This window comes from Burkholderia sp. PU8-34, assembly GCF_053427725.1.
Map to the genome: position 1 here is coordinate 134,265 of NZ_JBSAXC010000009.1, position 14,235 is coordinate 148,499.

The following is a 14,235-nucleotide window of genomic DNA, read 5'->3' on the forward strand; positions in this document are numbered from 1 at the left end:
CGCTCGCTCAATCGCCTGCGCGCAACATGTAGCCGGCGCCGACAACGGTATGGATCAGCGGCTGCGTGAACTCGCGGTCGACCTTGCCGCGCAGACGGTGCATGTGCATGTCGATCACGTTGCCGCGGGGCTCGAACTGATAGTCCCAGGCCGCCTCGAGCAGCATGCTGCGCGTGACGACCTGCCCCGCGTGCCGCATCAGGCATTCGAGCAGCAGGTATTCGCGATGCTGAAGCTGCAGGTCGCGCCCGCCACGGCTCGCGCGTCGCGTGCGCCGGTCGAGCGACAGGTCGGCCACGCGCAACTCGTCCTGCAGCCGCGAGCGGTCGGCGCGGCGCGCCAGCGCCTCGACGCGCGCCAGCAGTTCCGAGAACGCATAAGGCTTGGCGAGGTAGTCGTCACAGCCGGCGCGGATTCCATCGACGCGGTCGCCCAGGCCGGCGATCGCCGACAGCATCAACACCGGCGTCGCGCGATCCTGCTCGCGCAGGCGCCGCACCAGCTCGGCGCCGTCGAGCCCGGGCAGCTTGCGATCGGTCACGATCACGTCGTAGATGCCTTCGCGTGCGAGCGCGAGGCCGAGCGCGCCGTCGCCCGCCGTGTCCACGACGTGGCCGCTCTCGGTCAGGCCGCGCGCGATGAACTGCGCGCCGCGTGTGTCGTCTTCGACGATCAGGATCCGCATGCTGGAACGAATTAGGTTAAATTTATTTCATGTTGGCGCGAACCGGATGTTGGACAAGCCGGTGCATACTGCCAGCGCTTAGTTTACGCTTCGCGCCCGGTCAGCGGGCCGGCGGCCGACGCTCCTTCCCTGGCGGATTCCAGATGCCCGATATCCTGGTCGTCGAAGACGATCATCAGACCCTCGACGAAATCGTCAGTGCGCTCAGCGACTACGGCTGGGTGGTCGAATCCGCGCGGACGGGCCGCGACGGCCTCATGCTCGCCGTCGCGAAGCGGTACGACGCGATCGTGCTGGACCGGATGCTGCCCGGCGGCCTCGAGGGTCTCGGCATGCTCGCGGCGATCCGCAGCGCCGGGGTAACCACGCCGGTGCTGATCCTGAGCGCGCTGTCCGCGGTCGACGAGCGCGTGCGCGGCCTGCGCGCGGGCGGCGACGACTATCTGACGAAGCCGTTCGACTTCATCGAACTGACCGCCCGCCTCGACGCGCTGATGCGTCGCCGCGACGCGCCGGCGAGCGCCGTGCACGAATACCAGGTCGGACCGCTGTCGCTCAACCTGCTGACGCGCGAGGTCACCTGCGCCGGGCAGCCCGTCTCGCTGCTGCCGCGCGAATACCGGCTGCTCGAATTCCTGATGCGGCATGCCGACCAGACCGTGAGCCGCACGATGCTGTTCGAGGCCGTCTGGGGCTACCGGGTCGACGAGCGGACCAACGTGATCGACGTGCATGTCAGCCGCTTGCGCAAGAAGCTCGATCCGACCGGCACGCTGTCGCTGATCCGGACGGTACGCGGCTCGGGATATACGCTCCGTGCAGCTGACTGACCTCCATCGCACCACCAGCTTCCGGCTCGCGACGCTGTTCCTCGCGATGTTCGGCGTCGTCTCGCTGGTGCTGTTCGCCTACCTGTACGTCGAGATCACCGGCTTCGAAACGGAACGCGTCGACGACTGGCTGGTGCGGGAACACGCCGCCACCGTGCGCGACGCCCAGGCCGACCTGGTCGCGCGCTTCACGCACCAGAGCCAGTTCGATCCGCGCCAGCAGCGGCCGTTCGGCCTGTTCGACCCGCAGGGCAAGCACCTCGCGGGCGGCTACGTGGGCGACCGGCCGCCAATCCCGGTATTCGACAAGCCTTTCTCGATGCGGCTGATCGTGAATGGCGAGCACCGCGTGCCGGGCCGCTGCATCGCCACGCAGTTGCAGGACGGCCGCACCGCGCTGCAGTGCCAGAACACCCGCGATCTCGACCACTTCGACGAGGAGCTGCTGCACGTGCTGGTGATGGCCGGGCTGCTGATGCTGTTGACGGGGCTCGTCGGTGCGGCGTTCGTCGGCGTTGGCGCGGTGCGGCGGCTCGACGCCGTCACGCGCTCGATCGAGGAGATCGTGTCCGGCAACCTGAGCCAGCGGTTGCCGGTCCATACGAAGCACGACGACATGGGGCGGCTCGTGCATGTCGTCAACGGCATGCTCGACGAAATCGAACGGCTGATGCACGAAGTCAAGGGCGTGTGCGACGCGATCGCGCACGACTTGCGCACGCCGCTCACGCGCCTGCTCGCGGGGCTCGAACGTGCGCAGCGACGTGCGCGGACCGATGCCGACTATCGCGCCGCGATCGACGATACGATCGCCGAAGCCGGCAGCATCCTGCACACGTTCAACGCGCTGCTGCGCATTTCAGAGATCGAATCGCACGCGCGCCAGCAAAGCTTTGCCCTCGTGGATCTCGCCACCGTCACCGACGACGTCGTCGAGTACTACGAGCCCACTGCCGAAAACAAGGACATCACGCTCGACTATCGCCGCGCACAGGATGAGCCGTTCGAATTGCTGGGCGATCGCAATCTGCTGTTTGAAGCGCTGGCCAATCTCGTCGACAATGCGATCAAGTTCGCGCCGGACGGCGGTCACGTGTCGATCCAGTCGTTTCGCGACGCGGCAGGCGTCGGCATCACGATCGCCGACGACGGCCCGGGCATCGCGCCCGAGGAACGGCAGGCGGTGCTGCGACGGTTCTATCGCGCGGAGACCAGCCGCCATACGGCCGGCAGCGGCCTCGGGCTCAGTCTCGCCTCCGCGATCGCGACGATGCACGGGATGACGCTGCGTTTCAACGATGTCGCCGCCGGCTGCAGCATCACGCTTTATGCGCCACGCGCGCGGCCGGAACGCAGCCGCGCGCCGGCGCCGCCGGACGCCGCACCGGTGAAGCCGGTCGAGTCGAAACTCGAATCGAAACCTTAGTTTCCCCGCCAGTTTCGGCGCCGGGATGCCGGGCATGGCGCGAGGCCCCGCGACGTCGCCGATCTTCAACAGCCGCCCACACCGGCCCGGCGACACGCATTACCGCATGCGCTCGCTCACTGCCGCGCCCGCAGCGCCGCGTCGACGAACGCGTTCGTATAGGTCCGGTCGACCTTCACTGACGCGTAGGCCGGCGTGGCCGCAGCGAGCACCTGCCACTCCTTCGTCGCGCCGTCGGCCGGCATGCGTCCGTCGTTCGCGAACATCGGGATCTCTTCCTTCAGCACCTTCAGGTATGCGGCTCGGTCTTTGCCGACGATCTCCGGCGGAATCATGGCCATGATCTGCTCAGGCGCATGTGTGTTGATGTACTGCAGCGTGCGCACGAACGCGCCCGCCAGATGCTGGGCGATCTCCGGATGCGCGCGAACGCGCGCGCTCGACATGTAGACCGTGCTCGACGGGAACAGCGTGCCGAGCGCCTGGCGGGTGCCGTCGACCGACGTCAGGTCCGCGAATACCGTGGCCACGCCTCTTGACTCGTAGACATCGCCGTCGGGTGTCGGCGCGACGACGAAATCGGCTGCGCCGTTGCGCAGCGCGTCGACGTTCCGGTCCTTGCCGTCGGTCCCGAGCCGCGTGTAGTCGCCGATCGCGTGACCGCCCGCGAGCACGAGCGCGTTCGCGACCGTGCTCTTCGACGAGCCGGCGCCGCCCGCGATGAAGCGCGCGCCCTTGAGGTCGGCCACGCTCCGGTACTTCTCCTTCACCTGGTTTGCGACGAGCACCTTTGCCCCCGGCGTCACGCCCAGCGTGACGACCGCCTCTGTGTCGATGCCGTGCGCCTGGTTGACGACGTTGTGATGGTAGTACGCGACCACCGCATCGACACGCCCGTCCTTCAGCATGTCGGCGGTCGACACGTCGTCGCGGATGTTCATCACCGTGACGGTCGCGTTGCCGTCGTTCAGGTAGCCGAGGCGCTCGGCCAGCACGACCGGGAAGTTGCGGATCGCCTTGATCTCGTCGACCAGCAGGACGATGCGTTGCGGCGGCGTGTCGGCCGCAGGCGCAGCCGGGCCGGCGGGGTCGGCGGCCCATGCGTGGCCGGCCATCAGACATGCGGATACGAAAGCGAGAGTGGGCTTTTTCATCGGAAATTCCATCGGAGCAGATGCTTCATTGATTCACGGCGATTGGATCGGCGATCACTACCTGTTCCTCGGTGCGCACGCTCTTCTTGCTGTCGCTGATCGCCTTCCATTCCGGATTGCTCTTCAGCCGCTCGCGCACCTTCGCGACCACCGCCTCGCGCGCGCTGAGCGCGGCCTCGTCCTTGTATTGCAGGACCACCATCGCGGTCCAGGGCCGGCCCGCCGGAAACTGGCTCGTATAAAGCGAATAGCCGGACAGCACGCCTTCGTCCATCCATCCCTTGAACTGCGGAATCACGTAGCCGTCCGCATACTGCTCGTACTCGCCCGCCGACACCAGCGTCTTGTACGGAATCACGACGTACACGGCGTTCGGCGATCGCTTGCCGGGCATTTCCACGCGCTTCGTATCGACCGGCGTCGTGCGGATCGCGGTCGTCACCCCCAGCGCCTTGCCGGACAGTGCTGCGGGTTGCGCCTGCTCTACCGTGCGCCACCGGTAGAGATCATCTGGCGACGCGAACGTCAGCACGGCCATCGCATCCCAGTTGCCGGAATCGGCATAGCGATTGAACAGCAGGCTGTATTGCCGGATCCGTCCGTCGTGTTTCCACCGTGCGAGCTCGCGCGCTGTGGACTGCGCCAGTTCGTGCCGCAGCGCCGGCCGGTTTGCGGGCGCAGTCTGGTACGTGATGATCAGCGATAGCGCGTCGGTGTCCGACGGCGCAGCGAGGCTGGCTGCGCCGGCATGCAGCGCGCCCGTCAGCGCGACGGCGACGGCGATGGCAACGGTCCGGCCGAATGCCCGAATCGAGATGGGTTTCATGATGGTTTTCGTCGAAAGCGTGTTGCGGTTGAAAGTCGGCACGTCAGAAGTCGATCTTGGCGAGCATCTTGATGCTGCGGTCCATGCCGGTGCCGAGCGTGCCGGTCTGCACGGAGTTCCAGTAGCGCTTGTTGAACAGGTTGTCGACGGCGACCTTGAAGTCGACATGCTTGCCGCCAATTCGCGTCGAGTAGCTCGCGCCGAGCGAATAGATCGTGTACCCCGGGATGTAGCCCTGGTCCTGCGGATTGACCGGGCGCTTCGTGACGAACGACGCGCGTACCGTCAGCGACAGGCCGGGCAGCCAGGACGGGCGGTGCGTCAGCGCGATGTTGCCGATCCATTTCGGCGTGTTCTCCGGCGTGAGGCCCTTGATCGTCATGTCGTTCACCGGATTCTGCACCGCGTGCAGGTACTGGATCGCCTCGGACAGCGACCACTGGCGCGTGATGTCCTGCGTGAGCACCGCTTCCGCCCCCCGGTACTCGATCGTGCCGTCGTTCGCGAAGATCTGCGTGACCGAGTTCGTCACCGCGTTCGCACGCTTGATGTCGAATACCGACGCGCTGAATTGCAGCCACTTGAAGTAGTGATCGCGTATACCGAATTCGTACTGCGTCGACACGGCCGGCGCAAGGATCTGATACGCATTCTTCGCGTTCGCAGGCCCGACGCCGCCGTCTTCGAGCCCCTTCATGTAGCTCGCGAACAGCGTAGTGGTCGGCAGCACGTCGTAGAGGATGCCGAATGCCGGCGACCCGACCCACGATGACGTCGACACGACGCCGTCGTTCGCGGACGACCGGCTCTCGCGGAACCCGAGCAGGAATTTCCACTTCTGCCCGACGCCGACGATGTCGTACGTATAGAGGCCCGTATCCGCGTTGACCTGCTTCGGCAATGATGTGTCGGGCTTCGTCGGCACCGGCGCGGGCAGCGCGATCGGATCGAAGATGTTGACGCGCACTGGCAGCACGATCGTATTCTGCGCGGGTGTCTCGGCGATCCGTTCGCTGCGTGACACGCCGAACGTAATATCGTGCGTGAGCGGGCCGGTCGCGAACTGGCCGAGCAGCTCCGCCCGCTTGTACTTGTTGAAATAGACCTGCGTCACCTCGTTGACCGTCGGGATGCCACCCGCACCGGTGAACACGTTGTATCCGCCGATCCGCGTCGTAAAGCGCGAACGATCCGAATCCGACTGGCCGATTTCGGCGAGTGCCTTCCAGCCCGGCGCGATGTCGTAGTCGACGCGACCCTGCACGTTCGTCGTCTTTGCGGAGAAAACCGCCCACGGGCCCGACAGCAGATTCCGCGGATCCGGTACGCGCGGCAGCGTAATGTGCCCTTTGACCGCCGTCGGCAGGCTGATGCTGCCCTGCTCGACGACCTCCTTCCGAAACGTCTCGACGTCGAACTGGAAGTGAAGGCGATTGGTGACCTGCCAGTCGGCGCCGACACTGCCGAACCAGCCGCGCCCGGACGCGCCGTGCACACCGTTCTCGAGGTGCGTATCGGACGCGTTCACGCGCAGGCCGAACTGCTTCTCGCTGCCGAAGCGATGGCTGACGTCGGCCGCGACGCCGATCTGCCCGAACGAATTGCCGAGCACCGCGATCGACGCGACGTCCTTCTCCATAGGCGCGCGCTTCGTCACCATGTTGATGATGCCGGCCGGGCTCGCGACGCCGAACATCAGCGCGTTCGCGCCCTTCAGCGTCTCGACGCGCTGCTTGTTCTCCGCCGGCACCGACATCACATTCGCGGTCGGCAGGCCGCCGTTGAGCCGGTAGTTCGCGAACAGGTTGACCTTGATGCCACGAATGCTCGCCGCATCGGCCGGGCTGCCCGACGAGTTGGTCGGCGTGACGCCGGCCTGGTTCTTGACTGCGTCCGTCACGCCTTCCTGCGCGGTCTGCAGCGTCGCGGCGCCCATCACTTCCTTGGTCATCGGGAGCGATTCCTTGTTGCCGAGCGCCTCATCGTTGAGCTGCGCCGCGACCACCGCCGTTGCCGGCTCGAGCCGCCTCGGCTCGTACAGCGCGGCGGCGTCGGGGATCCGCTTGCGCAACTCGTTGCGGATCGCCTCGGCCTTCTTGACGAGCGTGGCCTGCTCGTCACCCGCGCGGTATGGCATCACGACGCCGAGCGCGCCGACCGTGCGGCCCGCCGCATCCTGCAGCGGCAGTTCCACCTCGAGCCGATCGCCGTCGCGGCCGACCGCGAGATGCGTCTTGCCGGTCTCGATGACGTCGCGGTCGTCGGTGTCAGCGGGCTTGCCGATGCGGCCGATGTTCGACGCGACGATCGGATAGTCGCCACTGGCGCCCGGACGCGCGACATGCATCGCGATCACCATCACGTCGCGGCGCTTGCGGATCACGTCGTCGACGAGCGTCTGTGCGTACGGATTGGCCGGAATGCCCGTGTTCGTCGGCACCGGATCGAACAGCTCGTTGCCGTAGCGGATCTGCCGGCTCAGCTCGTCGCGGATCACCGCGCCTGCACGGATCAGCGCATCCTTGTCCAGTCCCGATCCGGGCGGGTACGGAAACGTCACTTCGATCTCGCCGATCACCTTGCGCGTGACGTCGAGCAGCGGCAGGTGAACCTCGACGTTCTGGTCGGCGCGCTTGTTCACTTCGACGAACGGCGTGCCGGTCTTGACCACGTCGAGATCGTCGCGGTCTGATTTCATGCCGATCCGCTTCGCGGACTTCGCTGCGACGATGATGCTTTCCGACTCGCCGGGCGGACGTATGTGCAGGTCCAGCTCGATGAGCTCCGGGTGTAGCCCGACCGTCCGTTCCACCAACAGCTGCGCATAGTTATTCGCCTGTCCGGGCTGCGACACCTGGGCATCCGCGCGCGGGCCGCCGTCGGCCTGCGCGTAGAGCGCGGGGGAAAACACGGCCATGACGGCCATTGCCACCATCGTCTTTCTGATCACGGTCTCCTCCAGGTTGCTTTTGATATATCGGTATTCGATCCGGCCGCCGTGGGCGCCCGGTCAGATGTCCAGCACGAGCAGGTCGCCCTTCGCTCGCGAGCAACACGGCGTGAAGTGCCGGTGGCGCTCCCGCTGCGCGTCCGTCAGCACGCAGTCGAGGTGCTCGACCTCGCCCGCGATCACGCGCGTGACGCAGGTGCCGCAGACGCCCTGCTCGCACGACGTCGGGATCCTGACGCCGTGTTCGGCCAGCGACGCGGTGACGGTTTTGTGCCCGGGAATGCGGTACACCTTGCCCGTGCTGGCGAGCTTGACGTCGAATGCATGCGTCGACGCCGGCTTCTGCGCGTGCGACGCGAAGCGCTCGCAGTGCAATTGCCGTTCCGGCCAGCCGCGCTGCCGCGCCGCGTACAGCACCCGGTCGATGAAGCCGGCCGGACCGCACACATAAAGATGCGTGCGCGGCGACTGGCTGTCGAGCACGCGCTCGATGTCGAAGTGCTGCTCGGGGCGTCCGTCGCTGAAGTGGCAGCGCACGCGGCCCGCGAACGGCGCTCGCGCGAGCCGCGGCAGGAACGCCGCGCGCGAGCGCGAGCGCACGCAATAATGCACCTCGAAATCGGCGCGGCGCCATGCGAGCCGCTCCGCCATCGCGACGATCGGCGTGATGCCGATGCCGCCCGCGATCAGCAGCGAGCGCGGCGCGGATTCGTCGAGCGCAAAGTGATTGCCCGGCACGCCGATCTCGAGCAGGCCGCCTTCGCGAACCCGGTCGTGCATCGCCGCCGAGCCGCCGCGCGAGTGCTCGACGCGCAGCACGGCGATCAGGTAGCGACGGCGCTCGCGCGGATCGTTGCATAGCGAATACTGGCGCACGAGGCCGTCGCCGAGATGCACATCGATATGCGCGCCGGCCGTGAACGGCGGCAGCTTGCGTCCGGCCGGGTCGGTCAGCTCGAACGCACACACGCCGTCAGCCTCGATCGTCTTGCTCGCGACGCGCACGGTCATGCGAGCCTTGTTCGATGCCGTATGCCGCGTGCGGCGCAGGAAGTTCCGGATGCCGGTGAACGCGAGCACCGGCACGCACAGCGCAGCGGCCAGCAGGAGCAGTTGCCCGAACACACCGCCAACCGCGCCGGTGTGCCACGACAGCGCCCAGAAATACAGCTTGTGCCCGAGGCTGCTGTCCCGATACGGCACGAACCGCAGCACCTGGCCCGTGTACGCGTCCACGAACAGCATCGTGCGGGCGTTCGGATGCGGCGCGTCGCGATCGATCAGGTACATCTCGACCGGGTCGCGCGGTTTCTCGGGGATATGCAGCAGCGCATCCTGCGGATCGGGCGACAGCGACTGCGCAGTGCGCCAGAAGCTCTCGAGCGGCATGCGCGTCGCGCCATGTGCAGGCACGGCCGACTTCGGCGGTTTAGCTGGCACCGGCGAGCCCGCGATCGTGTAGATGCCGTGCGCGTACCAGTCGAATGCCCACGGCAGCCCGGTCAGCACCATCGACAGCAGCACCACGCTTGCGTACGCGCCGGCCGTCCGGTGCAGGCGAAACGCGGACACCACGCCGCGCGCGCCGGACCGGAGCGTGAACGCATGGCGCCAGCCGTGGCGCGTGCGCGGCCACCAGAGCGCGACGCCGCCGACGATGAGCAACAGGCCGAACAGCAGCGCGCTCGTACCGGTAATCAGGCTGCCGTTCCGCATGAAGCGGAATCGATGGATCTGCTCGATTGTGCCGAGCAGGCCGCCATAGCGCGAGCGCTCACCGACTACGTCCCCGGTACACGGATTGACATAGATGAAGTGCTGGTCGGTGAAGCGTACCATCGCGGACGGCATGCGCTGCGCATCGCGCTTACCTGCGACGAGCCGGATGTAATCGAGCGTCGTGCCGGGCCGCGACGCGGCGGCATTTGCGGCCAGCGTATCGAGCGGCACGCGCGCCGTGCAAGCCGGCACCGTCAGCAGATCGCGATTGAGCACGGGCTCGAGGTCGGGACGGAACACGATCGATGCGCCGGTGATCGCCATCAGCAGGATCACGAGCCCGACGGTCATGCCGCACCAGCGATGGACCTGCAGAACGAGGCGATGGATTTCAGGTGTCATGGGGTAGCCAAGGCGACGACGTTGCATGGTCATCATCTTTGTCGGCAAACCTGAATGAAAGCTGAATTTGGGGCGGATATCGGGGTAAGTCCTCATTCGCCGCGCGTCGTCGAAATCGCCTCGACATGCGCACGCGCCGCGATCCTGAAACGGACATGAACGCTTCCTGAATTCGCGTTCAGGTTGATCAGGAAAACCCGGCCCCGGCCCACGCTTCGCTTGTCACGAAGAACGGCCTGCGCTAGCCTGAAACCACCCCCGACAGGCAGTTTCATCATGAAGATCCTCATCCTGGAAGACCAGCGCAAGCTCGGCCTGTTTCTCAAGCAGGCGCTGACCGAACGCGCATACACGGTGACATGGGTGGAGAACTGCGCACAGGCACGCGAAGCGCTGTGCGAGTCGAGCTACGACGTGATCGTGCTTGACCTCGGCCTGCCCGACGGCGACGGCCTCGACTTGCTGCGCGAATGGCGCGCGGCCGGCTTCAACGAGCCCGTGCTGATCCTGAGCGCGCGCGATGCCGTCGAGGATCGCGTGAAGGGGCTCGACGTCGGCGCCGACGACTACCTGCCGAAGCCGTTCAGCCTCGAGGAACTGCTCGCGCGCATGCGCTCGCTGCTGCGCCGCCAGTCGTCCGTCAAGGAGACCGTGCTGCAGCACCAGGGCATCAAGCTCGATCTGCTGAGCCGTACTGTCCACCTGAACGGGAAGCCGATCGACCTGACGAGCCGCGAGTTCGCGCTGCTGGAAATCTTCCTGCAGAATCCCGGCCGCATCCTGACGCGCACGCTCATCGCCGAGAAGATCTGGGAATCGCATTACGACGTGGACACCAACCTGCTCGACGTCTACATGAGCCGGCTGCGCGGCAAGTTCGAGGCGCCGCTCGGCAAGCCACTGTTCAAGACGGTGCGCGGCGTCGGCTACCAGCTCATATGAAATCCATCGGCGCGCGCCTCGCGATCTGCTACGTCCTCGCGTCGACCGTCACGTTCGCATCGCTGTTCCTGGCCGGGCGCTACTTCATCGAAGGCCATGCGATCCACGCGCTGGACCTGCTCAATCGTTCGGAATTCGAACAGATCCGCGCAAGCATCGCACCGCTCGGCGCAACGCCGTCGGAGGCGGAGTGGCGCCAGCGCGTTCAGGCGATGACGAGCGACAACCTGGAGCTGTTCTTCATCGAGATCTACGGGCCCGGCGGCACGGTCGTGTTTCGTTCGCCGGGGCTGCGCGGGCACGACATCGTGCCCGCGCCCAAGCGGCAGGCCTTCAACGCCAATGTCGAAGGCCTGGGCGAGCTGCGTGCCGGCACATTCGCGCTCGGTCCCTATACGGCCGCGATCGCGACGTCGAAGCGCCACGTGCGCGTGGTGATGAGCGCGTACGAACGCACGTTCTACGGGCTGCTGGTCGTGATGATCGCGGTCAGCAGCGTGATCGGCTATGGTCTGAGCCGCATGGCACTGCGGCCGCTGCGGCTGATCCAGGACACGGCCGACCGCATTCGCTCCGACAACCTGAGCGAGCGCATCCCGGTGTCCCGCGCGCGCGACGAGATCTCGGACCTCGCGCGCCTGCTCAACCAGATGTTCGACCGCCTCGAGAATTCGTTCGACCAGATCCGCCGGTTTACCGCGGAAGCGTCCCACGAGCTGAAGACGCCGCTGACGCTGGTGCGCCTGCAGGCCGAGAAGCTCGTCGTCGACGGCCAGCTCACGCCAGCGCAGGAACAGGCGGTGCAGATCCAGATCAAGGAACTGGCGCAGCTCAACCGCATCATCGAGGATCTGCTGTTCCTGTCGCGCGCCGACGCGCGCGCGATCAGTCTCGATCTGCGACCGCAGGATCCGGAACCGTTCCTGCAAGGCTTCGCGCAGGACGCCCATGTGCTCGCCGAATACCGCGAGCAGCGCTTCTTCCTCACGCATCACGGCAACGGCCTCGTCGCGATCGAGCCGAAGTGGATCCGGCAGGTGCTGCTGAACCTGCTCAGCAACGCCCTCGCCGCTTCGCCAGCCGGCAGCCGCGTCACGTTGCGCTCGACGCTGATGAACCAATGCTGGCAGGTGTGCGTGGAAGACGAAGGACCCGGCGTCGCGGCTGAACAGCGCGAGCACATCTTCGAACGTTTCGTGCGCGTCAATCGTCCGGGCAACGAGGACAAGGGCAGCGGCCTCGGCCTCGCCATCTGCCGCAGCATCGTGGAGCTGCACGGCGGCCGCATCTTCGCGGAGGCAGGGCCGGGCGGCCGCGGACTGTCCGTCATCTTCGAAATTCCCGCGACGACAGCGCCCGCGCATGCCGGCAACGTCCCGACCAACGCGGCGTTTCACCCGACCGACGCCACCTGAGCGCGCCGCATGCGGGCGTCACAGGTCGCGCTGATAGCCGACGTAGTAGGAAAAGCGGTTGGTGTCGCTCACGTGCGTGATGCCGCGCCCGAACGAGAACAGGATGCGGTCGTGCTCGGTCAGTCCGTAGATGCCGCCGAGGTTGAAGCCGACTGCCGACGGGTCGTCCACGCTCGCCGCCCCCGTGTAGAAGACTTCGCCGCCGAGCTGAAGCCTGTCGCCGAACTTGCGCAACGCGGCCCAGCCGGCAGTCCAGTAGCCCTTCTGGCCCGCATGATGGTTGACGACGTATCCGCCACCGCCGAACGTGGTCCAGTCGCCGATCGATTTCTGCATCCACAGCGGCAACAGCACGTGCGCGTGCCCGTCGCCGAGGCCGAGGCGATCGTTGCCGGTCGGCAGCGTGACGCCCGGCGCGAACGCGACCTGCGGACGCCAGCCCGCGTCGTCCTCGGTAACGAAGCGGTACTTCGCGCCGAGCTCGGTATCGCCGAAGCCGTAATGCGTGCGGTCCCCGCTGTCGTGCATGAAGGCCATCCCGGCATTGACGCTGACCTGCAGGTTGTCCAGCAGCCCGTAGTTGACCTCGATACCCGGCAGCAGGCCGGCGTGACTTCCCTGCCGCACGGTGCCCGATGCCGCGGCATCGATTTCGAAATGCCCGCGCTCGACGGGCTCGGGATCGTCGGTCACGAACGGGGGGCCGGCAAGCGCGGCATGACTGGCAAGGCACGCGCCGACGGCGAGCGCCGCGTTGACGAAACGCGCACGACGCTGCGTGCGGCACGCGGCCGGATCACGGGCAAATGGCATGAGGCGGAATCTCCTGACGGACAGATGGAATGCGCCGCGGGCGAACGCCCGCCGTCACGCAGGACCGCGATAGATCGGATGAAAGACAGGCGGGGCAGAAGAAGCGCGGCGCAGAGGCGGCCGCGCGAATGGCGGATACCGGACGCTGGTGGCCGGTCCGTCACGCTTGCGGACCGGCCCGGCGCGCGGCAATCAATGGCCGGCGTCGGAGAATTGCGGCGGACGCCACTTGAGGAGCCGGTTCTCGAGCTGCGTGAGCACGAACTCCGCGCCCAGTGCGACGACGGCGAGCACGATCATCGCGGCGAACACGCCGGCCGCGTTGAACGCGCCCTGCGCGGTCGAAATCAGGAGCCCGATGCCTTGCTTCGAGCCGAGGAATTCGCCGACCACGGCGCCGACGAGCGCGAACCCGAAGCTCACGTGGAGGCTCGCGAGAATCCAGCTCATCGCGGCCGGCAACACGACCGTCAGCGTCACGTCGCGTCTCGACGCGCCAAGGATGTGCGCGTTCGCGATCAGGTTGCGATCGGCCTCGCGCACACCCTGGAACGCGTTGGCAAACACGACGAAGAACACCATCACGACCGCCAGCGCGACCTTCGACGCCATGCCGAGCCCCAGCGCGATGATGAACACCGAGCCGAGCACCACGCGCGGGATCGAGTTCGCGATCTTGATGTAGATGCTGAACACGTCCGCGAGCAGCTTGTTGCGGCCCAGCGCGATCCCGGCAATCACGCCGCCCACGCTGCCGATCAGGAAGCCGAGCGCGGTCTCCTCGAGGGTCACGAGCACCTGGACCCACAACGGCCCTTGCGACGTCCCCTCGGTCAGCCACTGCCAGATCTGCGCAACGATCAGCGACGGCGTCGAAAAGAAAAACGGATCGATCCAGCCGATACGTCCGGCGAGCTCCCAGCCGCCCAGCGTCACGACCAGCACAGCGAGCCGCAGCACATGCACGAGCGTCTGACGCCGGCGCATGGTCGCCTGGGCCCGCACTTCCACCTGCCGCAGCTCGAGTTCGTTCGAGGCGGCGCCTGTCATCGGGGTATTCATGCTGTTCCTCA

Annotated in this window: 12 protein-coding genes; 4 read left to right on the forward strand and 8 right to left on the reverse strand. The window is 66.7% G+C overall.

Translation table 11 applies throughout. From position 1 onward, the window contains the following. Positions 1–7: 7 nt before the first annotated feature. Positions 8–685: a response regulator transcription factor gene (locus ACV22Z_RS21805; protein WP_448078352.1), complete on the reverse strand. Its 678-nt coding sequence runs from the start codon at positions 683–685 to the stop codon at positions 8–10. Between the two features lie 143 nt (positions 686–828). On the opposite strand from ACV22Z_RS21805, the gene ACV22Z_RS21810 reads away from it, so the two are divergent. Together ACV22Z_RS21810 and ACV22Z_RS21815 are read left to right on the forward strand one after the other, a co-directional pair. Next, the gene (locus tag ACV22Z_RS21810; RefSeq protein ID WP_448078353.1) at positions 829–1,515 is read left to right on the forward strand and encodes a response regulator transcription factor; all 687 of its coding nucleotides are present in this window, start codon (positions 829–831) and stop codon (positions 1,513–1,515) included. After that, positions 1,502–2,941: a sensor histidine kinase gene (locus tag ACV22Z_RS21815; protein ID WP_448078354.1), complete on the forward strand. Its 1,440-nt coding sequence runs from the start codon at positions 1,502–1,504 to the stop codon at positions 2,939–2,941. The genes ACV22Z_RS21810 and ACV22Z_RS21815 overlap by 14 nt, the downstream gene beginning before the upstream one ends. A gap of 116 nt (positions 2,942–3,057) precedes the next feature. On the opposite strand, the gene ACV22Z_RS21820 is transcribed toward ACV22Z_RS21815, so the two are convergent. From ACV22Z_RS21820 to ACV22Z_RS21840, 5 genes are all read right to left on the reverse strand, one after another. Further along, the gene (locus ACV22Z_RS21820) at positions 3,058–4,095 is read right to left on the reverse strand and encodes an ABC transporter substrate-binding protein (RefSeq protein ID WP_448078355.1); all 1,038 of its coding nucleotides are present in this window, start codon (positions 4,093–4,095) and stop codon (positions 3,058–3,060) included. Positions 4,096–4,120: 25 nt separating this feature from the next. Beyond that, a complete protein-coding gene (locus tag ACV22Z_RS21825; protein WP_448078356.1) occupies positions 4,121–4,921 on the reverse strand; it encodes a hypothetical protein in 801 nt (266 codons plus the stop codon). A 43-nt stretch (positions 4,922–4,964) separates the two neighbouring features. Further along, positions 4,965–7,871 (reverse strand): TonB-dependent siderophore receptor, encoded by a 2,907-nt coding sequence (locus ACV22Z_RS21830; RefSeq protein ID WP_448078357.1) that lies wholly within the window; start codon positions 7,869–7,871, stop codon positions 4,965–4,967. A gap of 60 nt (positions 7,872–7,931) precedes the next feature. Beyond that, complete coding sequence (locus ACV22Z_RS21835) at positions 7,932–9,992, reverse strand: PepSY domain-containing protein (RefSeq protein ID WP_448078358.1); 2,061 nt, start codon at positions 9,990–9,992, stop codon at positions 7,932–7,934. 92 nt (positions 9,993–10,084) lie between these two features. Then, on the reverse strand, positions 10,085–10,270 hold the full coding sequence (locus ACV22Z_RS21840; protein ID WP_448078359.1) for a hypothetical protein: 186 nt from the start codon (positions 10,268–10,270) through the stop codon (positions 10,085–10,087). Here ACV22Z_RS21840 and ACV22Z_RS21845 point away from each other — a divergent pair. After that, complete coding sequence (locus tag ACV22Z_RS21845) at positions 10,269–10,934, forward strand: response regulator transcription factor (protein ID WP_448078360.1); 666 nt, start codon at positions 10,269–10,271, stop codon at positions 10,932–10,934. The two genes, ACV22Z_RS21840 and ACV22Z_RS21845, sit on opposite strands and share 2 nt — an antisense overlap. After that, positions 10,931–12,349: an ATP-binding protein gene (locus ACV22Z_RS21850; protein WP_448078361.1), complete on the forward strand. Its 1,419-nt coding sequence runs from the start codon at positions 10,931–10,933 to the stop codon at positions 12,347–12,349. Before ACV22Z_RS21845 ends, ACV22Z_RS21850 begins: the two co-directional genes overlap by 4 nt. Positions 12,350–12,367: 18 nt before the next feature. On the opposite strand, the gene ACV22Z_RS21855 is transcribed toward ACV22Z_RS21850, so the two are convergent. Together ACV22Z_RS21855 and ACV22Z_RS21860 are read right to left on the reverse strand one after the other, a co-directional pair. Continuing rightward, the gene (locus tag ACV22Z_RS21855; RefSeq protein ID WP_448078362.1) at positions 12,368–13,162 is read right to left on the reverse strand and encodes a hypothetical protein; all 795 of its coding nucleotides are present in this window, start codon (positions 13,160–13,162) and stop codon (positions 12,368–12,370) included. A 192-nt stretch (positions 13,163–13,354) separates the two neighbouring features. After that, a complete protein-coding gene (locus ACV22Z_RS21860) occupies positions 13,355–14,224 on the reverse strand; it encodes an ABC transporter permease (protein ID WP_448078363.1) in 870 nt (289 codons plus the stop codon). Between the last annotated feature and the right edge of the window lie 11 nt (positions 14,225–14,235).